Origin of the sequence: Streptomyces sp. NPDC050658 (assembly GCF_044457025.1) — a bacterium.
GTDB lineage: Bacteria > Actinomycetota > Actinomycetes > Streptomycetales > Streptomycetaceae > Streptomyces.
Map to the genome: position 1 here is coordinate 42,633 of NZ_JBITGM010000008.1, position 20,329 is coordinate 62,961.

General features: G+C 71.5%; 18 protein-coding genes and 1 pseudogene. 11 read left to right on the forward strand and 8 right to left on the reverse strand.

The features are described from left to right. Positions 1–109: 109 nt before the first annotated feature. From cmk to der, 3 genes are all read left to right on the forward strand, one after another. Positions 110–796: a (d)CMP kinase gene (gene cmk / locus ACIBKX_RS26235; protein WP_363276602.1), complete on the forward strand. Its 687-nt coding sequence runs from the start codon at positions 110–112 to the stop codon at positions 794–796. Beyond that, positions 754–1,440, forward strand: a complete 687-nt coding sequence (locus ACIBKX_RS26240; protein ID WP_399376171.1) for a lysophospholipid acyltransferase family protein — start codon at positions 754–756, stop codon at positions 1,438–1,440. Before cmk ends, ACIBKX_RS26240 begins: the two co-directional genes overlap by 43 nt. An 82-nt stretch (positions 1,441–1,522) precedes the next feature. Further along, positions 1,523–2,995, forward strand: coding sequence for a ribosome biogenesis GTPase Der (gene der, locus ACIBKX_RS26245; protein WP_363276601.1), 1,473 nt, complete (start codon positions 1,523–1,525; stop codon positions 2,993–2,995). Between the two features lie 78 nt (positions 2,996–3,073). On the opposite strand, the gene ACIBKX_RS26250 is transcribed toward der, so the two are convergent. Beyond that, positions 3,074–3,376, reverse strand: coding sequence for a hypothetical protein (locus tag ACIBKX_RS26250; RefSeq protein ID WP_399376173.1), 303 nt, complete (start codon positions 3,374–3,376; stop codon positions 3,074–3,076). 169 nt (positions 3,377–3,545) lie between these two features. Beyond that, positions 3,546–4,346, reverse strand: coding sequence for a hypothetical protein (locus tag ACIBKX_RS26255; protein ID WP_363276599.1), 801 nt, complete (start codon positions 4,344–4,346; stop codon positions 3,546–3,548). 522 nt (positions 4,347–4,868) lie between these two features. Here ACIBKX_RS26255 and ACIBKX_RS26260 point away from each other — a divergent pair. Then, entirely contained in the window at positions 4,869–5,477 is a 609-nt protein-coding gene (locus ACIBKX_RS26260) for a transglycosylase family protein (protein ID WP_363276598.1), read from the forward strand. Between the two features lie 109 nt (positions 5,478–5,586). Beyond that, positions 5,587–6,207 (forward strand): transglycosylase family protein, encoded by a 621-nt coding sequence (locus ACIBKX_RS26265; protein WP_363276597.1) that lies wholly within the window; start codon positions 5,587–5,589, stop codon positions 6,205–6,207. 2 nt (positions 6,208–6,209) lie between these two features. On the opposite strand, the gene ACIBKX_RS26270 is transcribed toward ACIBKX_RS26265, so the two are convergent. Genes ACIBKX_RS26270 through ACIBKX_RS26280 form a run of 3 tightly spaced genes read right to left on the reverse strand, consistent with a single transcriptional unit; the run spans position 6,210 to position 10,061 of the window. Beyond that, positions 6,210–6,890 (reverse strand): ATP-binding cassette domain-containing protein, encoded by a 681-nt coding sequence (locus ACIBKX_RS26270; protein WP_363276596.1) that lies wholly within the window; start codon positions 6,888–6,890, stop codon positions 6,210–6,212. Next, the gene (locus ACIBKX_RS26275) at positions 6,887–9,538 is read right to left on the reverse strand and encodes a branched-chain amino acid ABC transporter permease/ATP-binding protein (RefSeq protein ID WP_363276595.1); all 2,652 of its coding nucleotides are present in this window, start codon (positions 9,536–9,538) and stop codon (positions 6,887–6,889) included. The genes ACIBKX_RS26270 and ACIBKX_RS26275 overlap by 4 nt, the downstream gene beginning before the upstream one ends. A 4-nt stretch (positions 9,539–9,542) precedes the next feature. After that, a complete protein-coding gene (locus ACIBKX_RS26280; RefSeq protein ID WP_363276594.1) occupies positions 9,543–10,061 on the reverse strand; it encodes a hypothetical protein in 519 nt (172 codons plus the stop codon). 135 nt (positions 10,062–10,196) lie between these two features. Here ACIBKX_RS26280 and ACIBKX_RS26285 point away from each other — a divergent pair, with 135 nt between their 5' ends. From ACIBKX_RS26285 to ACIBKX_RS26305, 5 genes are all read left to right on the forward strand, one after another. Then, on the forward strand, positions 10,197–10,763 hold the full coding sequence (locus tag ACIBKX_RS26285) for a hypothetical protein (protein WP_363276593.1): 567 nt from the start codon (positions 10,197–10,199) through the stop codon (positions 10,761–10,763). After that, on the forward strand, positions 10,738–12,027 hold the full coding sequence (locus ACIBKX_RS26290; RefSeq protein ID WP_363276592.1) for an ABC transporter substrate-binding protein: 1,290 nt from the start codon (positions 10,738–10,740) through the stop codon (positions 12,025–12,027). The genes ACIBKX_RS26285 and ACIBKX_RS26290 overlap by 26 nt, the downstream gene beginning before the upstream one ends. 163 nt (positions 12,028–12,190) lie before the next feature. Then, on the forward strand, positions 12,191–13,456 hold the full coding sequence (locus ACIBKX_RS26295) for a glycosyltransferase family 4 protein (RefSeq protein ID WP_363276591.1): 1,266 nt from the start codon (positions 12,191–12,193) through the stop codon (positions 13,454–13,456). A gap of 26 nt (positions 13,457–13,482) precedes the next feature. Continuing rightward, positions 13,483–14,331, forward strand: coding sequence for a hypothetical protein (locus ACIBKX_RS26300; RefSeq protein WP_363276636.1), 849 nt, complete (start codon positions 13,483–13,485; stop codon positions 14,329–14,331). Between the two features lie 48 nt (positions 14,332–14,379). Further along, on the forward strand, positions 14,380–15,426 hold the full coding sequence (locus ACIBKX_RS26305; RefSeq protein WP_363276590.1) for a YafY family protein: 1,047 nt from the start codon (positions 14,380–14,382) through the stop codon (positions 15,424–15,426). Between the two features lie 46 nt (positions 15,427–15,472). Here ACIBKX_RS26305 and ACIBKX_RS26310 read toward each other — a convergent pair. Next, positions 15,473–16,999 (reverse strand): annotated as a pseudogene (locus ACIBKX_RS26310) (cbb3-type cytochrome c oxidase subunit I); the annotation flags it as partial. A gap of 415 nt (positions 17,000–17,414) precedes the next feature. On the opposite strand from ACIBKX_RS26310, the gene ACIBKX_RS26315 reads away from it, so the two are divergent. Next, the gene (locus ACIBKX_RS26315) at positions 17,415–17,630 is read left to right on the forward strand and encodes an I78 family peptidase inhibitor (protein ID WP_363276589.1); all 216 of its coding nucleotides are present in this window, start codon (positions 17,415–17,417) and stop codon (positions 17,628–17,630) included. A gap of 117 nt (positions 17,631–17,747) precedes the next feature. Here ACIBKX_RS26315 and ACIBKX_RS26320 read toward each other — a convergent pair whose 3' ends face one another. Together ACIBKX_RS26320 and ACIBKX_RS26325 are read right to left on the reverse strand one after the other, a co-directional pair. Further along, entirely contained in the window at positions 17,748–18,758 is a 1,011-nt protein-coding gene (locus ACIBKX_RS26320) for a phosphatase PAP2 family protein (protein ID WP_363276588.1), read from the reverse strand. Between the two features lie 238 nt (positions 18,759–18,996). After that, the gene (locus tag ACIBKX_RS26325; RefSeq protein WP_363276587.1) at positions 18,997–20,157 is read right to left on the reverse strand and encodes a glycosyltransferase family 39 protein; all 1,161 of its coding nucleotides are present in this window, start codon (positions 20,155–20,157) and stop codon (positions 18,997–18,999) included. Positions 20,158–20,329 lie beyond the last annotated feature (172 nt).

Here is a 20,329-nt window from a genome sequence, read left to right on the forward strand (position 1 = left end):
CGCGGGCGCGGGGACGGCAGTAAGAGGCACTCGCCGGAGCCAGTAACCTTGTGCGGGGGCGCATGCGCCCCCGCTTCTTGCCCTGTGCCCACAGAAAGGCCCCCACACCGTGGAAACCGCCGCCCCGGCAGCAGTCATCGTCGCCATCGACGGACCCTCCGGCACGGGCAAGTCGAGCACCTCGAAGGCCGTCGCCGCCCAGCTCGGCCTCAGCTACCTGGACACCGGCGCCCAGTACCGGGCGATCACCTGGTGGATGGTGAGCAACGGCATCGAGCTCACGGACCCGAGCGCCATCGCCGCGGCCGCCCAGAAGCCCGAGATCATCTCCGGCACCGACCCGCTCGCCCCGACCATCACGGTCGACGGTACGGACGTCGCGGGCCCGATCCGCACCACTGAGGTCACCTCGAAGGTCAGCGCCGTCAGCGCCGTACCCGAGGTGCGCGCCCGCATCACGGACCTGCAGCGCTCCATCGCCGCGTCCGCCGAGAAGGGCATCGTCGTCGAGGGCCGCGACATCGGTACGACCGTGCTGCCCGACGCCGACCTCAAGATCTTCCTGACCGCGTCGCCCGAGGCCCGTGCCGCCCGCCGCTCCGGCGAGCTGAAGGGCGCCGACGTGAAGGCGACCCAGGAGGCCCTGATCAAGCGGGACGCGGCCGACTCCAGCCGCAAGACGTCCCCGCTGGCGAAGGCGGACGACGCCGTCGAGGTCGACACCACCGAACTCACCCTCCAGCAGGTCATCGAGTGCGTCGTCACCCTCGTCGAGGAGAAGCGGGCCTCGAAGTGAGCTCAGTCCCATCCGAGCGCGGCGCCGAGGTCGGCCGCCGCATCGGCGTCGGCCTCATGTACGGGCTGTGGAAGCCCCGCGTCCTCGGCGCCTGGCGGGTCCCCGCGACCGGCCCGGCGATCCTGGCCGTGAACCACTCGCACAACGTCGACGGTCCGATGGTGATGGGGACGGCCCCGCGGCCGACGCACTTCCTCATCAAGAAGGAAGCGTTCGTCGGCCCGCTCGACCCCTTCCTGCGCGGCATCGGGCAGCTGAAGGTGGACCGTGAGATCGCCGACCGCACGGCGATCACCCGCGCCCTCGGCGTCCTGGAGGACGGCGGCGTCCTCGGGATCTTCCCCGAGGGCACGCGCGGCGAGGGCGACTTCGCCTCGCTCCGCGCCGGCCTCGCCTACTTCGCCGTCCGCAGCGGAGCCCCGATCGTGCCGGTCGCCGTGCTGGGAAGCACCGAGAAGCGCGGACGGTTGATAAAGGGGCTGCCCCCGCTGCGCAGCCGGGTCGACGTCGTCTTCGGAGACCCCTTCGAAGCGGGCGACGGCAGCGGACGGCGTACGCGCAAGGCGCTGGACGAGGCGACCGTGCGCATCCAGGAGCGGCTTACCGCCCACCTGGAAAACGCCAGGCGCCTCACCGGGCGCTGAGCGAGACTTATCGAGTAGTGGCCCGTCCTCGGACGAGCGACGGTCCACCGATCACCACGATGAACGACGAGGTACGGACTTCATGAACGACCAGATCCAGCCCGAGGGCTCGGCTGAGCACGAGCACGGGGCGCTTGGCGACGCCGAGTACGCGGAGTTCATGGAGCTCGCCGCGGAGGAGGGCTTCGACGTCGACGACGTCGAGGGCGCGCTCGAGGAGGCGGGCCACGGCCCGCTGCCCGTCCTCGCCGTCATCGGCCGGCCCAATGTCGGCAAGTCGACCCTCGTCAACCGCATCATCGGCCGCCGCGAGGCCGTCGTCGAGGACCGCCCCGGCGTGACCCGCGACCGCGTCACGTACGAGGCCGAGTGGGCGGGCCGCCGCTTCAAGCTCGTCGACACCGGCGGCTGGGAGCAGGACGTGCTCGGCATCGACGCGTCCGTCGCCGCCCAGGCCGAGTACGCGATCGAGGCGGCCGACGCGGTCGTCTTCGTCGTGGACGCCACGGTCGGCGCGACCGACACGGACGAGGCCGTCGTCCGGCTGCTCCGCAAGTCGGGCAAGCCCGTCGTCCTGTGCGCCAACAAGGTCGACGGCCCGTCCGGCGAGGCCGACGCCACCGCCCTGTGGTCCCTCGGCCTCGGCGAGCCGCACCCGGTCTCCGCGCTGCACGGCCGCGGCACCGGCGACATGCTGGACGCCGTCCTGGACGCGCTGCCCGAGGCGCCCGCCCAGAGCTTCGGCACCGCCATCGGCGGCCCGCGCCGCATCGCGCTCATCGGCCGTCCGAACGTCGGCAAGTCCTCGCTGCTCAACAAGGTGGCGAACGAGGACCGCGTGGTCGTCAACGAGCTCGCGGGCACCACTCGCGACCCGGTCGACGAACTCATCGAACTCGGCGGCGTCACCTGGAAGTTCGTCGACACGGCCGGCATCCGCAAGCGCGTCCACCTCCAGCAGGGCGCCGACTACTACGCCTCGCTGCGCACCGCGGCCGCCGTCGAGAAGGCGGAGGTCGCGGTCATCCTGATCGACGCCAGCGAGTCGATCAGCGTCCAGGACCAGCGCATCGTGACGATGGCCGTCGAGGCGGGCCGCGCCATCGTCGTCGCGTACAACAAGTGGGACACCCTCGACGAGGAGCGCCGCTACTACCTGGAGCGGGAGATCGAGACCGAGCTCCAGCAGGTCGCCTGGGCGCCCCGCGTCAATGTGTCCGCGGCGACCGGCCGGCACATGGAGAAGCTCGTCCCGGCGATCGAGACGGCCCTCGCGGGCTGGGAGGAGCGGGTGCCGACGGGCCGGCTGAACGCGTTCCTCGGCGAGCTGGTGGCCTCCCACCCGCACCCGGTCCGGGGCGGCAAGCAGCCCCGCATCCTCTTCGGCACCCAGGCGGGCACGAAGCCGCCGCGGTTCGTCCTCTTCTCCTCCGGCTTCATCGAGCACGGCTACCGGCGCTTCGTGGAGCGCAGGCTGCGCGAGGAGTTCGGCTTCGAGGGCACGCCGATCCACATCTCGGTGCGGGTGCGCGAGAAGCGCGGCCGCAAGAAGTAGCCGGCGACGAAGACAGCGGATACGGGTGAGGGCCCGCCTTCTTTAAAAGAAGGCGGGCCCTCACCCGTATGAGATGCCTCAGTGCTGCTCCCTGCGCGGCCCCGGCGGCAGCGCCGCCGGGAACTGCAGATGGCCCGTGCCGTGCTGCTCCTGGCCGTAGCGGCTCACGTGCAGCTGGCTGAGGGTGTTGTGCCGAGGGTCGAGCCGGTCGACGCCGCGGTGCACCCCGTAGGACGTGGGGCCGAAAGCCGTGAAGCCCAGCGCCTCCTCGCCGGTCCGGTCGCCCGGCAGGGCCTTGAACGACCTGCGGTACTCCGAGTACAGCGCGTCGTAGATCGGCGTGGCCGAGTGCGTGCCCCCGGTGTCCTGCGCCGCGCGCATGGACGGGATGGGGTTCTGGTACGCGGGCCGGTGGCGGGAGGGGTCGTATGTGTGCACGTATGTGCCAACGACCCCATTCGCGTACGGATGCGGGGGCCGCGCCGCTTTCCTGCGGCGCCGGGAGTGTGACCGGCGCATTCGCGGCTCGGGCGCGGCCTTCGCGGCTCCGTCAGGTGCCGGCCAGCGGCATCGCGGCCGCCACCAGACGGCCGTGCGCCGCGGCCTTGTCCAGGGCGTCGCGCATCAGGTCCTCGCGGGGCTGGCGGCCGATGGAGCCGACCGGCGCGGCGAACAGGAGCACCGTCTGCAGCTTGTTGGCCGCGGCCCGCCAGGCGTCGGTGACCTGGAGCGGGTGGTGCGCCTGCCACCAGGCGACGGGGGACCCGCCGCCCGTGCCGGGCTGCAGCACGGCGTGCAGCTGGCCCATGGCGAGCAGCACGGACCAGCCGTGCAGCACGCCCGGCGCGGTGTCCAGCGAGGTGACCGGCATGAAGCCCTGCTCGATCAGGAGCGGCAGGAAGTCGTCGCCGCCGCCCGGCGCGGCGCCGGGACGGGCGATGGCGCCGGTCGGTTCGACGACGAGCGCCGGGTGCAGCTCGCCCTCGATGAGGACGAGACCGCTGGTCACGCCGAGGACGGCCTGGTCGGGCACGCCGTCGGCGGCCGGGGCCGCTCCGGTGGGGGCGAGGCCGTCCTCGCCGGTGATCGAGCGGACGGCGCCCTGGAGCTGCTCCTCGGAGACCTGGACGATCTGCGAGGGCAGGCAGGTGGCGTGGGCGAAGGCGAGTACGGCCGTCTCGTCGCCGATGAACAGGACGGTGCTGGTGCGTTCCTGCTCCGAGTCGCCCGGGGTGCGGCAGGACGTGCAGTCGTAACTGCCCGGGGCGTTCTCTCCGGCGAGCAGCCGGTCGGCTTCTTCGTCGCCGATCTCGGCGCGTACGTCGTCGCCGACGTCGAGCATGCGCGGCACGGGTGGCTCCTCGGATTCGATGCGTGGGAGCCGGCGGTGTCCGGCTCATAAGGAGACAACGGGCGATCAGTGGCGCAAGTCACGCGCGAAGGCGAACGGAATCGAACCATCCACAGCGGAGGGTGAGTTGTCCGGCGGAATCCGTCACTCCGCGCCAACGCCTTTCGTCTACAGGGAAGTTGAGATGGTGAGGTGGGTCACAGATCACCATGGTGACAGGTCGACAAATACTGAAATCAGTGAATTAAGTGGCTGGCCGAAAATTGCTGATACTGCGGGTAACGGCCAACTGGCCTGGAATGACAAGGAGTCGGTTGATATCGGGGCGAGCGCGCTCCTAGATTCCAGCCTCGTGTGCAGCGAGCACCGCTCAGGTACGTCCGTCGGCCGCACCAGCCAGCTCGAGCACAGCGGCACGAGAGTGCCGACTCCGGCGGACGGGGTGGGGTGGACCTCCGGCGTCAGACGCGCGGGGAGGGTCACGGCACCTGGGGGAGCCTGGGTCCTTCGAGAGGGATTTACATGTCCGCACGTCCCAAGTGCGTTCGCAGGACGGCAGTGATCGGCGGAGCGGCGTTGCTCGCCCCGCTGGGACTGCTCACCGCCACCGGCCAGGCCGGAGCGGCGGACAGCGGAGTGTGGGATCGCATAGCTCAGTGCGAGAGCGGCGGAAACTGGCACATCAACACCGGCAACGGCTACTACGGAGGACTGCAGTTCTCCGGGAGCACATGGCGCGCGTACGGCGGAGGGGCCTACGCGGCGACCGCCGACAAGGCGTCCAAGGCGCAGCAGATCGCTGTCGCCACCAAGGTGCAGCGGGCTCAGGGGTGGGGCGCGTGGCCGACGTGTTCGGCGCGGGCCGGGGCGTACGGGAGTGCGCCGGGGGCGGCAGCGGCCCCGGCGGCTCCCAAGGCCGCCAAGCAGCGGCCCGCTCCGAAGGCGGACCGTACGCCGAGCCACACCGACCGTGGCTCGGGGCGCGGTGACTACACCGTCCGGCGAGGAGACACCCTCAGCCGGATCGCGGCGGAGCACGGAGTCGGCTGGCGTCAGGTGTACGCCGCCAACAAGGCGGTCATCGGCGGCGATCCGAACATGATCGTGCCGGGGCAGCGGCTCGACCTGTGAGCCGGGCCTGAGCGGGCACGGTCCTGTCCGATAGTCCGACCGGGTGGGGCCGTGTCCGCGGCGGCGCGGCACGGCTCCGCGCCGCCTGGGGGCTGCCTAGCGTGGCCGGATGTACCCGATGCGGATGTACCCGGTGCGGATGTGTCAGAAGCCGATCGCGCGGCTCCGGTCGCTGTGGTCCGCCGCCGTGCTCGCCGCCGCGGTGTCCCTGCCGGGGACGGCCGTGCCGGCGGCAGCGGTGCCGCCGCCTCCGCTGCCGGGGCCCGGGCCCGCCTCCGCGGCGTACGACTGCTCGCGCACCGAGGGGCCGTGGACCTGCCTCGCCCAGTGCGAGAGCAGCGGCCGGTGGCATGTGAACACCGGGAACGGCTACTACGGGGGGCTGCAGTTCTGGCAGCCCACCTGGGAGGAGCACGGCGGGCTCAAGTACGCGCCGCGTGCGGATCTCGCCACCCGCGAGGAGCAGATCAAGGTCGCCGAGAAGGTGCTGCGGACCCAGGGGTGGGGCGCCTGGCCCGTGTGCTCGAAGAAGATCCCCAAGGAGATCAGGGACGGGCACGGCAGGGTCCATGTGGTGAAGAAGGGCGAGACGTTGAGCTCGATCGCCCGGCGTCACGAGGTCAAGGGCGGATGGCAGGCGCTGTACAAGTCCAACCGGAAGGTGGTCGGGAGCAGGCCCGATGTGCTGGACGTCGGCGTGGAGCTGATCATCCCCCGCAGAAAGGCCTGAGGCTATCCCTCGGCGGGCGGGCTGTCTCTCTTCTCTGCCGCCTCGCCGCTGAACACGACCTCGCCCCTGCGCAGTTCGTGCACGATCACCGCCGTCCGGCTCGCCTGTTCGCGTACGCCGGGCGGCAGCCGCTGCTCCGCGGTGACCACGCAGGTGCCCAGGGCCATGAGGAGTTCGTACGTCCGCGATGCCACCGCCGGTGACATGCCCTGGGCGGGTTCGTCCACGAGGATCACGCGGGCCGGGGCCAGCAGGGCGCGGGAGAGGGCCAGCATGCGTTGCTCGCCGCCGGAGAGGGTGCCCGCGCGGCGGGCCAGCAGGGGGCGCAGCTCGGGGTACGCGTCCAGAGCGCGGGTGAAGTCGCCCTTCGGGGTGGACAGTCCGAGGTTCTCGCGGACCGTGAGGGTGGCGTAGGTCGCCTGCCGGTCCGGTACGAAGCAGAGGCCTCGCCGTGCCCGTTCGTGCGGGGTGAGGCGGGTGACGTCCCTGCCGTCCCAGGTGACGGAGCCCGCGGAGAGGGGGGCCGTGCCGGCCAGGGCACGCAGGGCCGTGGTGCGGCCGGAGCCGTTGCGGCCCAGGAGGACGGTCAGGCCGGTGGGGTGGGCGGCGAGCGTCACTCCGTGGAGGGCTTCCAGGGGGCCGTAGCGGACGTGGGCCCGTCGGAGCGCGATGCCGGTTCTCATGGCGCCGCCCTGTGGAGCACTTCCGCCGGCGGGCCCGAGGCGACGACGCGGCCCGCCGTCATGACGTACACGGTGTCGGCGAGATCCGCGACGAGGTCCATGTCGTGCTCGACGACCAGCAGCGCCATGCCGTCGGCGGCGAGGGCCCGCAGGAGGCGGGTCAGCGCCGCCGCTTCCGCGGTGTCCAGGCCCGCCGCCGGTTCGTCCAGGAGGAGGGTGTGCGGATTGCCCGCGAGCGCTCGGGCCAGCTCCACGCGGCGGAGGGTGCCGGTGGGGAGGTCCGCGGCGGGGCGCCGCCGGTTCTCGCCGTCGAGGGAGAGCAGCCGCAGGGCCCGGTCGGCAGCGGCGGGGTCGGCCGCTCGGCTCTGCTCGGCGCCCACCCGAACGTTCTCCTCGATGCTGAGCGAGGGGAAGACGGACAACTGCTGGAAGGTACGGGCGATGCCGAGGCGGGTGCGGGCATGGGCGGGGGTCCGGGTGATGTCGTGACCGCCGAGGGTGATGCGGCCCTTGTCGGGCCGGAGGGTTCCGGCGAGGCAGTGGAAGAGGGTGCTCTTTCCGGCGCCGTTCGGCCCGACCACGGCGGTGATGCGGCCGGGCGGCACCTGGAGCGTGACGCGGTCCAGGGCGGTGAATCCGTTGTAGGTGGCGGTGATGTGGTGGGCGGTCAGGGGGGTGTCGGGTGGGGCGTGACGGGGGGCTGGGGGCAGGTCGTCTTGGCGGCGCCGGCTTGTGGGGTGGGGCGCCTGCTCTTCCGGGGGAGGCGGGGCCGCGCCGGTGCCTCCGTACTCGCCGTCCCCGTCCGGGCGTAGGGCGGCGCGGGCCCGGAGGCCCGCCTGGGTCAGGGCCGCGCGGCGGGGGAGGGTTGCTGTGGCGGTGCGCAGGGCCTCGTACGCGCCGCCGGGGAAGCGGCCCGCCAGTACCGCCAGGATGCCGATCAGGGCTGCCGCCACCCCGCCCCGCGCCCCCGCGTCGAGACCCACGAGCAGCGCGGCCGCCAGCAGTGCGCCCAGGAGGCTGTCCGCCCCCAGGACCACCACCGCCGCGAACCAGAGCAGACCTCGTACGGGGTCGTACGCCGCTGGGTCGAAGGCCCGCAGCCCCATCCCCAGCATTCCGCCGCCGAGCGCGGCCAGCGCCGCCCCGGAGACGAACGCCGTGAGCTTCAGGGTGCGTACGGGGACGCCGGACGCAGCCGCCCCCGCCTCGTGGTCCCGCATCGCGGCCAGCGCGCGCCCCATGCGGCCCCGCCGGAGCGTCACGGTGAACAGCAGCGCCGCCGCCAGGAGCAGCATTTCCAGTACGTAGTACGCGCGGTCCCCCGCGAAGCCCGCAGGGCGGTCCAGGTTCAGGCCCGATGTCGCGTACGGCTGCGCGAAGACGAACCGGCTCACCCCGACGCCCACCGCGAACGTCGCGAGGGCCAGCGCCAGGCCGTGGCGGCTGATCGCCGGCCACCCCGTGAGGAGGCCGAGCGGCGCCACCAGGAGGACCGCCACGGCCAGGGCCGGGAGGTGGGGGAGTTCCGGCAGGCCCGGGAAGCGGCCCGCCACGAGGAGCGCGGTGAACAGGGCGCCCAGGCCCGCGTACGCCGCCTGGCCCAGCGAGATCTGGCCGCCCCGGCCCGTGACGATCACCAAGGAGAGGAGGATCACGCCCAGCGCCGGTACCTGCACCGACGTCGTCAGGTCCGAGCCCGCGAAGCCCAGGGGGATCAGGAAGAGGACCAGCGTCACTATCCACGCGCCCGGCGGGTCCGGTACGCGGGCCGTCGGCGTTCGCGGTGGTGTCGTTCCCGAGCCGATCCCCGGCAGCACCAGCGCCGCGACCAGCAGCGCCACCACGAAGAGATTCGCGCCGACCGCCTGCAGCAGCGGCTCCGCCCAGCCCGACGGGTGAAAGCGCGTCAGCTGGCTCTGGGCCACGCCGATGCCGAGCGCCACCGGCACCGCGATCAGCAGGCTGCGCATCCGGGCCGCCACCGCCACCGCCACGACCTCCATCACGAGGAGCGGCATGCCGTACGGGTCGAGTCGTACGAAAGGAGCGAGGAGTACGCCCGTCAGGCCCGCCGTGAACGCGCCGAACGCCCAGCCCGTCGCCGCGACCCGGTCCGCGTCGATGCCGCCGAGGACGGCGAGCCGCCGGTTGTCCACCACCGCACGGAGTTCGCCGCCGAACCGGGTCCAGCGCGTGACCGCCCAGACGGTCAGGGCCAGTGCCACCGTCACCGCCAGCTGGGCCCAGGGCTGCGAAGACACGAGGACCGGAGCGTCGGACCTGGCACCCGGGCCCCAGATCAGCGCGGCGCCCCCGACCAGGAGGACGAAGACGCCGATCGACGCCACCAGGGTCTGGACGGGATCGCTGCCCAGGACCGACAAGGGGCGGAAGACGGCTCTCTCGAGGATCAGGCCGATCGCCGGGGCGACGACGAGGAGGGTGACGGCTGTTGCCAGCCAAAGTGGCCAGTGCCACTCCACTGTCAGTTGGCGCAGAACGTACGCGCAGACCATCGCGATCGCGCCGTGCGCGAAGTTGAGCACGCCCGTCGCCCGGTACGTGACGATCAGGCCGATGCCGGTGAGGGCCGCCGCGCTGCCGACCGCGAGCCCGGCGAGGGTCAGGTCGTAGCTGAGGGACGCCACCGGGTCAGCTCTCCGGGGACGGCGCGGCGGGCGGTTCCGGTTCGCAGATGGGGCAGGGGCCGAGGTCGCCGGTGGCGAGGATGCGGGCGTCGGCTGGGACGGCTTCCGGTTTGCCCGCGACCAGCGGGCAGTCCGCCCGGTGCCAGAGCGTGCCGCCGGGCACCATCAGGAGATCCCCGCTGCTCGGCGCTGCGGCCGGCCGCTCGGCGCCGGGATCGGCCGTCCCCGCCGTCACGAGGAGCCCGTACAGCTCCTCCACGCGGGCCGTGGCCAGGGTGGACCTGCCGTGGGTGTAGAGCACGGCACCGGCGATGATCAGGGCCGCCCCCGGCACCGTGCACGACGCCAGATACGGCAGCTGCCGCTCGGCGAAGCGTTCGCCCGACATGCCGTACCAGCCGATCACGCTGAGCACCGCCCCGGTGGCGAGCGCGGCGAACGCCGCCCAGAGGACCGGGCGTACGGCACGCAGCCGTACGGCACGAGCTGACCCGACCGGTCGCGTCTGTTGAGCCGCCCGCATTCAGACCCCCTGGGACACGTCGGTCACGTCGATGGGCTGTCCATGTCAGTCGATGGCTTGCACTATGCCTTCTGGAAGCTGACCCTGAAAGCACCGGGCCCTGATGGCCCGGACCGACACTCGGCGGTGAGCCAGATGGTGCTCTGGACCAGCCCCAGGCGGGGGACCGATCGCGGGCGGGGAAGGGCGCGGAGCGCGGTGACGGCGGCCGCCGCGGTCCTGTTGATCGCCCCGGCCGCCGTGGCATGCGGCGACGACAGCGGAGGCGGCGGCGAGAGCGCCCCGCCCAAGCCGTCCGTCGAGAAGACGAGCGAGGCGCCCGCGGACGACGCGACGGCCCCGGCGGATCCCGCGGCGGCCGAGAAGCAGGTCAAGGAGAACTGGGAGAAGTTCTTCGACCCGGCGGTCTCGATGAAGGAGAAGGAGGCCGTCCTGGAGAACGGCGCGAAGATGCGGGCCGTCCTGGAGAGCTTCAGCGGCGACGAGCGCGGCAAGCAGGTCGGCGCGAAGGTCAGCAAGGTCGAGTTCACCTCGGCGACCGAGGCCGACGTGTCGTACGCGCTGACCCTGAAGGGCGCCACCGCGCTGCCCGACGCCTCGGGGACCGCCGTCAACCAGGACGACACCTGGAAGGTGTCGGTCAAGACCCTCTGCGCCCTGGTGAAGCTGAGCGGCAATGAGTCGCCCGGTCCGGGCTGTTGAGGTCCTCGCCGTATCCGCGCTGCTCGTCGTGGTGGCCGGGTGCGGCAGCCGGCTGCCCGAGAGCGACTTCGAGGACCGGGCCACGGCCCCCGCCCCCTCGGGCGGCGCCCCGATCCCGGTCGGCATCATCACCAGCGCGACCAGCCCGGTCGGCGGCTCCGCGTTCACCGGGCCGCGCGACGGGGCCAAGGCCTACTTCGAGCGGCTGAACGCGCGCGGCGGCATCGACGGGCGTGAGGTCGAGGTGCACACCTGTGACGACGGCGGCAGCGGCGTCGGCAACAACGAGTGCGTGCACAAGCTCGTCGACGAGCAGAAGGTCGTCGCGCTCGTCGCCACCAGCGCCATGGAGTACGCGGGCGCCTCCCGTGTCTCCGGCGCCCGCGTGCCCGACATCGGCGGGCAGCCGATCGGGTCCGCGTACGACACCTATCAGCATCTGTACGGGATCTACGGCAGCCTCGCGCCGCGCGACGGGAAGCCGGGCTGGGACGGAAAGCTCTACGGCGGCACCGAGGTCTACCGCTACTTCAAGCGGGAGCAGGGGGCGCGCACCGCGGCCGTCGTCTCCTACAACCAGTCCGCGTCCGCCGCGTACGCCCGGCTCGTTTCCCGCGGTCTGAAGGCCGAGGGCTACGAGGTGGTCACCGAGCAGGTCGACTTCGCGCTGCCCAACTTCCGCGCGGCGGCGGCCGACCTGAAGGAGCAGGGCGCCGACCTGGTCTTCGACGCGATGGACACGCACGGCAACGTCCAGCTGTGCGAGGCGATGGACGACGTCGGCGCGAAGGTCACCGCCAAGGTGACCAACGTGCAGAACTGGACATCTTCGGTGGCCGAGGACTACAAGGACGCGCCGCGCTGCCGCAACGCCCTGTGGGCCACCGGTGCCAGCCGCAACTACGAGGACTACGAGGGCGCGGACAACGCCGAGGTGCGCGCGTTCCGTGCCGCCCTGAAGGGGGAGGCGCTCTCCCAGTGGCACCTGGAGGGCTGGGCCGCCGCCCTGTGGTTCACGGACGCGGCGAAGTCCTGCGGGGGAGACGTCACGCGCGCGTGCGTCGACCGCTTCATGAACCGGGGCGAGCCGTACGACGCGCGCGGGCTGCTGCTCCCGGTGACGTACGAGGAGCGGTCCGAGCCGCCGAAGACCCGCCATACATGTGTATCGGTGGCCCGCTGGAAGGACAGTGAGGGCTGGGTCACACAAGGGGACATGAACGAGAACTGCTTCGAGGTGCCCCAGCTCTCCTACCAGCCATGATGCATGCGCCTGCCAAGAAGTTCCCGAAGGCGACTATCGATGGCGCAACTCTTGGAGAACAAGATGATGATGAAACCCAACCCTCTGGCCGGATTCCCCGTCTAACCCTGCGGTAGGCGGACGAGACGGGCTGTCCGCGAGGAACTGGGGGATTCGGGGACGCATGCACATCTCTTTCCTGATTCACAACGCGTACGGAATCGGCGGCACGATCCGGACGACGTACAACTTGGCGAACACGTTCGCCGAGCAGCACGACGTCGAGATCGTCTCCGTCTTCCGGCACCGGGACGAACCCGTCTTCGCCCCGGACCCGCGCGTGCGGCTCAGCCACCTCGTGGACATGCGGAAGGACACCCCCGGATTCGAGGGCCAGGACGCCGAAGCCCTGCTGCCCGCGCGGACGTTCCCGAGTGCGGAGGGGCGCTACGACCAGTACAGCGCCCTCACCGACCGGCGCATCGCCGCGCATCTGGCCTCCGTCAGCGCCGACGTCGTGGTCGGCACCCGGCCCGGACTCAATGTGCACATCGCCCGCGAGACCGCCCGCGGACCGCTGCGGGTCGGCCAGGAACACCTCACGCTCGACAGCCACTCCAAGGAACTCCGCCGCCAGCTGCGCAGCGTCTACCCCCGCCTCGACGTCCTGACCACGACGACCGAGGCCGACGCCCACGCCTACCGCAGGAAGATGCGGCTGCCCGGCGTCCATGTCCAGGCCGTGCCCAACCCCGTGCCCGCGCCCGGCATCGAGCCCGCCGACGGCTCCCACAAATGGGTCGTAGCCGCCGGGCGGCTCGCGCCCGTCAAGCGGTACGACCTGCTGATCCGGGCCTTCGACAAGGTGCGGCGCGAACGCCCCGACTGGCGCCTTCGGATCTACGGCGGCGGCAAGCAGAAGGAGAAGCTGCGCGCCCTCATCGACGAACTGGGCCTCTACAACCACGTGTTCCTGATGGGCCCCGCCCACCCCATCGAGCCCGAGTGGGCCAAGGGCTCCATCGCGGCCGTCACCTCCAGCCTGGAGTCCTTCGGCATGACGATCGTGGAGGCGATGCGCTGCGGTCTCCCCGTGGTGGCCACCGACTGTCCGCACGGGCCCGGCGAGATCATCGACAACGGTGTCGACGGGCGGCTCGTCGAGGTCGGCAACACCGACGCCATCGCGGGCGGACTGCTCGAACTGATCAACAACGACGCGCTGCGGCAGCGGATGGCGGACGCGGCGCTCCACGACTCCGAACGCTTCGACCCGGCCCGGATAGCCGCGCGCTACGACGCGATGTTCAGCGGAATGCTCGCCCGCGGCGGCTCGTTCAGCGGCCGGATGCGCGGCTCGCTGCACCGCACCCGCGGGGCGCTGCTCGGCGGTGCGTACGCCGTTCGTGACCTCGGACGCGGCATACAGACGAAGGGATCAACCGCATGACGGCCCTGGCCACCTCGGACGCCTCGATGCCCTGCGACACCGGGAGCGAGCAGCAGGACGTGGCCGCGGCACCGCGCGCCGACTGCATAGCCGACTCCGCGGGCGGACTGACCTTCGACGTCACCGACCCCGGTGGGGCCGGTGCGGCCCATCTGCTGCTGCGCCGCCGCGACGCCGCGTCCGCCGACGAGGACGTGTGGCTGCCGCTGTCCCCGGCCGCCGACGGCCGGCTGCGGGCCGCGCTGCCCAGCAGCGTCGAACTGGCCGAGGGCCGCTGGAACGCCTACGCGCAGGTCGACGGGGGCGCGCCGCGCCGCCTCGCGCCCGGCGTCAACGACCTGCGCTCCCTGGTCGACCGCGCCCCGAGCGGCGCCCGCGGCCACATCGCCGTCCGCATCCCCTACGCGACCAAGCAGGGCAACCTCTCCGTACGCAGCTGGCTGCGCGCCCCGCACGCCGAGATCGGCGAGATCGAGATCGACGGTGCCGCGCTGACCGTGCGGGGGCGGGTCTACGGCACCGGCGTGACGGCCGCCGGATACGCCGAGGTGTCCCGCCGCGCCGAGCCCGACCGCGTCGAGCGCTGCGAACTGGACCTGGAGGAGCCGGAGTTCAGCTTCGGGCTGCGCTGCGACGTGCTCGCCGGGAGCGGCGTCGGGCCGTGGGACCTCTGGCTGCGCCCGGCGGGGGAGAGCGGGCCCCGGATCCGCCTCGCGCGGCTCCTGGACGACGTCGCGGACAAGAAGCCGATCTTCACCTACCCGGTGGCGCGCATCGAGACGGCGGAGCACGGGGTGCTGGAGGCGGGCCCGTACTACACGAACGACAACGACCTCTCGGTACGGATCCGCGAGGCGAGCGCCGCCGAAGGCTGAGCCCCTCGAGGACAGCGGCTGTCCGCGACGCCGGGCACAATCACCCGCATGTTGGAGACCTCCGCACGACTGCTCCGCCTGCTCTCGCTGCTGCAGGCCCACCGCGACTGGTCCGGCGCGGACCTCGCCGAGCGGCTCGGCGTCACCCCGCGCACCGTCCGCCGCGACGTGGACCGGCTGCGCGAGCTTGGCTACCCCGTCAACGCGAGCCCCGGCACGGGCGGCGGCTACCAGCTGGGTGCGGGCGCCGAGTTGCCGCCGCTGCTCCTGGACGACGACGAGGCGGTCGCGGTGGCGGTGGGCCTGCGCACCGCAGCCGGGCAGGGCATCGAGGGCATCGGTGAGACCTCCGTACGCGCCCTGGCCAAGCTGGAGCAGGTGCTGCCCGGCCGGCTGCGACGGCGGGTCGGCGCCCTGAACGCCTTCACGGTGCCGATGCTCAGGACCCCGCAGCAGGCCGTCGACCCCGCCGTCCTCACCGAACTCGCCCACGCCTGCCGGGACGCGGAGCGGCTGCGCTTCGACTACCGGGACCACGAAGGCAGTTCCAGCCGCCGCACCGTCGAACCGCACCGCCTCGTCTGCAGCGAGCGCCGCTGGTATCTGGTCGCCTGGGACGTGGACCGCGGCGACTGGCGCACCTTCCGCGCGGACCGCGTCGAGCCGAGGCCCCCGCACGGCCCCCGCTTCACCCCGCGCACCCCACCGGCCGACGACCTCGCCGCGTACGTCTCCCGTGGCGTCTCCACGACGGCGTACGCCGCACACGCCGTGATCCGGCTCCTGGTGCCCCTGGAGGAGGCGGCCGGGCGGATCACCCCGTCGGACGGCACGCTGGAGGCCGAGACGGAGACGAGCTGTCTGCTGCGCACCGGGGCCGTCAGCCTCGACGTGATGGTGATCCATGTGCTGTTGATGGGCATCGAGTTCGAGGTCGTCGAGCCCGTGGACCTCGTCGGCCGGCTCAGCTCGGCCCGGGACCTGCTGAGCCGGGCTCTTGAGCGGGCTTCCGCGCCGGCTGGGCGGGCAGCGCCGCGAACTCCGGATGGTGCAGGTCGAACGCCGGGGACTCCGAGCGGATCCGGGGCAGCGTGACGAAGTTGTGGCGGGGCACCGGGCACGGGGTCGCCCACTCCAGGGAGCGGCCGTAGCCCCAGGGGTCGTCGACGTCGACCTGCGCGCCGTACTTGGCGGTCTTCCAGACGTTGTAGAGGAACGGCAGCGTGGACATGCCGAGCAGGAACGACCCGATGGACGAGATCGTGTTGAGCGCCGTGAAGCCGTCCGCCGACAGATAGTCGGCGTAGCGGCGCGGCATGCCCTCGGCGCCCAGCCAGTGCTGGACCAGGAACGTCGTGTGGAAGCCCACGAAGAGCGTCCAGAAGTGGATCTTCCCGAGGCGTTCGTCGAGCAGCTTCCCGGTGAACTTCGGCCACCAGAAGTAGAAGCCGCCGAAGGTCGCGAAGACGACGGTGCCGAAGACGACGTAGTGGAAGTGCGCCACCACGAAGTACGAGTCGGTGACGTGGAAGTCCAGCGGCGGCGAGGCCAGGATGACGCCGGTCAGTCCGCCGAACAGGAACGACACCAGGAAGCCGATCGCCCACAGCATCGGCGTCTCGAAGGAGAGCGAGCCCTTCAGCATCGTCCCGGTCCAGTTGAAGAACTTCACGCCCGTGGGCACCGCGATCAGGAAGGACATGAAGGAGAAGAAGGGCAGAAGCACCGCCCCCGTCGCGAACATGTGGTGCGCCCATACGACGACGGAGAGCCCCGTGATGGCCATCGTCGCGCCGACCAGCGGCACATAGCCGAAGACCGGCTTCCGGCTGAAGACCGGGATGATCTCCGTGATGATGCCGAAGAACGGCAGCGCGATGATGTAGACCTCGGGATGCCCGAAGAACCAGAAGAGGTGCTGCCACAGCAGCGCGCCCCCGTTCTCCGAGGCGAAGACCATGGAGTGGAAGCGCCGGTCGGCCTCCAGGACGAGCAGCGCGGCGGCGAGCACCGGGAACGCGAGCAGGACCAGGATCGACGTGAAGAGGACGTTCCAGGTGAAGATGGGCATCCGGAACATCGTCATGCCGGGAGCGCGCATCCCGATGATGGTCGTCAGGAAGTTCACCGAGCCGAGGATCGTGCCGAAGCCGGAGAGCGCGAGCCCCATGATCCACAGGTCGGCGCCGATCCCCGGTGACCGCTCCAGGCTGTTGAGCGGGGCGTAGGCGAACCAGCCGAAGTTGGCGGGGCCGCTGGGCACCAGGAGCGAGCCGAGCACCATCAGGCCGCCGAACAGGAACAGCCAGTACGAGAGCATGTTGAGCCGCGGGAAGGCGACGTCGGGGGCGCCGATCTGGAGCGGCATGATCTCGTTGGCGAAGCCCGCGAAGGTCGGGGTCGCGAAGAGCAGCAGCATGATCGTGCCGTGCATGGTGAACATCTGGTTGAACTCGTTGTTGGACATCAGCTGCAGTCCGGGGCGGGCGAGTTCGGCCCGCATCAGCAGCGCCATCAGGCCCGCGATCAGGAAGAACGCGAACGACGTGATCAGGTACAGATGACCGATCCTCTTGTGGTCGGTGGTCGTGAGCCAGCTCACGAGAACCCGGCCCGGACTCTTCTGCCGGACCGGCGGTGCCACCGCCTGTGCGGTCTCAGTACCCATCGCTCGCCCCTTCGCCGTCGCGCCCTGGGCCTGCCGGAAGCACCCGCCATCATGCTCGCGTCACACCCCGCTCCGACAGGGGGCGTACCGGCCCGCCGTGCTGGAACCATGAATTCCCTATGCGGCGTCACATCCTCGCCGGCGCCCATGATTCGGAAATTCGGACGGAGTGCGGAGACAACTCGGCGGCCTTTTCTTTGGCGCATTTCAGTCGTATCCGAAGCGTCTCGGGGAGCCCGTGAGAAATCCATGAATGGCATCGGGACGCGTACGGAACCGCCCGTACGTGTGACGGAGTTCGGGTGAAACGGGCGTCGTGATCCTGTGACAAAAGCGTGACCGGGGTGGGATAGGTGACGCATGGTGTACGGCCCCGGCCTTCCCCGGCGGGGCCGCGCCGCCTAACGTGGCGGCCATGGCACCTATTCCGACCCCGCCCGCAGACCCGCAGGACACTTTGGACGACTATGTCGGCCTCGACGCCGAGGGCGCCGAGCGGCAGGCCCGCGAGCGCGGGTGGTCCAAGGTCAGGGCGCTGGCGCCGGGCGCGATCATCACCATGGAGTTCCTCGCGGGACGGCTCAACTTCGAGGTCAAGGAAGGCGTCGTGACGCGCTGCTGGAAGGGCTGACGGCCGCTTCTGGCGAGAGTGCGCACAAGGCGAAGGCCCCGGCTCCTGTGAGGGAACCGGGGCCTTCGCCGTGCGGGGTGGGTGTGTGCGTACCGTCCCCGCTGCTCGTGGGCCGGGTCAGCCGCCCGCCACCGGGCGGGCCGACGAGGCGCGGGTGCCGCGCTCGGAGTGCGGCGGGCGGCGGGGGCCCACCGGGGTGATCGGGCTGCGCTCGGAGCGCGGTGTGTGCGGTCCCGGCGCGAGATAGGCCGGGTTGCGGGCGTGCCGGGACGCGCCGATCGGCTCGCGGACCGGCGGCTCTCCGGCCGGTGCGCCGGGACCCGGCAGCGGCAGGGTGACCGGGATGTCCGCGGGGGCCGCGGCGCCGGCGCGGCGCTGCCGCCAGCTCTCCCTGCGCTCGAAGATCCAGCCCTCGATGCGGGCGATCGGACCCTCCACCCAGGGCAGCGCGAGCAGGATCAGCAGGCCGGCGGCCCAGCCGAGCAGCACATCGCTCAGCCAGTGCGTGCCGAGGTAGACGGTGGTGAGGCCCACGCTCAGGGAGACCACGGCCGAGAGCGCCGACAGATAGCGGCGGGTGACCGGGGTCGAGGCCAGATAGGCCAGGATTCCCCAGGTCACCACGGCGTTCGCGGTGTGGCCGCTGGGGAATATATCGCCGCCGAGCCACATCTCGTTGGCGCCGATCGTGGTGGCGTAGTGCGGGCCGAGGCGGCCCATGCCGATCTTGGCGGCGCCGACCGTGACATTGAGCAGCAGCAGGGAGGCGCCGAACATCAGGAGCGGGCGGATGGTGTGCTGCCGCCAGGAGCGCCAGCCCAGCCAGGCCGCGACCATCACGGCGGTCGGGCCGCGCTGGCCGAGGACCACCCAGTAGTCGAGGAAGGCGTGGATCTCGGGCCACTGCTGATAGGGCCGGAAGAACATGACCTGCCAGTCGAACCGCACCAGCCATGAAGTGGTCAGCACGGCGACCACGATGGCGAGATAGAAGGCCAGGGTCGCGCTGAAGAGCACGATCCGGTGCCTGCTCATCCTCGGCTCATCGAGGCCGGCCGGTCGTTCCGGCTCACGGTCTAGTCGGGCGAAGACCCGATCCAGACGGGTGAGGTTTCGTTCGGTACGCACCCAATCGACGTTACAGCGAGTGAGTGCATGACTAGGCCGAATCAGTGGCTTTGTGATGACGATGTGATGTGGCATTGATCTCAGACGGAGGTTTATTCCCCGGGTTTCCCTATTCTGCGATGAGCCCCTTACCCAATTCGTTGATCGTTATCGTCGCTGTTTTATGGCGCTTATTAATTCGTTCACCGCGGCCTGGTGCGGAATTTCCCCTTCGATCACCGGGCGGGCCACTAAACGATCATGGAGGGCCGGAGCCGTTGAGCCAGAACGCCCCGTACACCGCGCCCGCCGCCGCCACCGCCCCGAGGATCGCCGCTGACCTGGCCGGACGCAGCCGGGCGAGGGCCACCGCGAGCGGCAGGAGCAGGGGGAAGGCGGGCAGCAGGAGGCGCGGTTTCGAGCCGAAGTAGCCCGCCGCGCACAGGGCGAGCGCGACGACGATGCCGCTGTAGACGAGCAGCGGCAGCGGCTGGCCCTTCCGTACGCCGACGACGTACAGCCAGATCAGCAGGGCGACCCCGATGATCAGGCCGATTCCGGCCAGCGCCGCCGGGAAGCCGGTGAACTTGTCGCCGATGAAGCGGGCGAAGGCGTAGCCGAAGTCGAATCCGTTGCCCCAGCCCGCCTGGACGTCGAGATAGCCGAAGAGCCCGTCGCCGGTGCGCCGGCCCACCCACAGCACATAGCCCGCGGCGCCCAGCGGGGCCAGGGCGACGCCGAGGAGCATGCGCCGGTCCGCCCGCCGCTCCCGGTACAGCTGAACGGCCGCCGTCACCCAGATCGCGGCGACCACCGCCGCGCCCACCGGCCGGGTCAGGCCCGCGAGGGAGGCGAACACGCCCGCCCACACCCAGCGCCCCCTGAGCACCGAGTACAGCGACCAGGCCGCGAGCGCCGTGAACAGCGACTCGCTGTACGCCATCGACTGCACGATGCCGACCGGGAGCACCGCCCACAGCGCGACCGCGCAGACCCCGGCCCGCCGTCCGTACAAGTGATCGGCGATCGCGAAGATCCCCCCGGCCGCGCAGAGCGAGGCGAGCCAGCTCACCACCAGACCGGCATCGGCGTACGAGAGCGGGGTGATCGCCGAGACGAGCCGCTCCAGCCAGGGGAGCAGCGGGAAGAATGCCAGGTTGGAGTGGACGCTGCCGTCCGGGAGCCGCACCTCCCAGCCGTAGCCGAACTCGGCGACGCGGGTGTACCAGAGCGAGTCCCAGCGGGCGGAGAGCAGCGTGTGCGGGCTCTTGCCCGCCGCCGCGCTCCATGCCGCGAGCACCGCGAGCCCCAGGGCGCGCACCCCCGCGTACACCAGGAGCGCGGGTGCGGCGCGGCGCAGCGCGGCCCCCGCGCGGGCGCCGTACGAGGGCCGCGACGGGCATTGATCAAGGTCGGTCACGGGCTCGATTATCGGCGCAGTCAGGAACCGCGTGGCCGCTCGGGTGCGTGGTCCATGGGTGGGCGGCGTGGCGTATGCCACATGGTCTGCGCGCAACCGTGAGAGGTCCGCCACGCGCCACAGCCGTGAACTCGCGTACGCTGACGGCTCACTCGCCTTTCGCCGCCGCCAG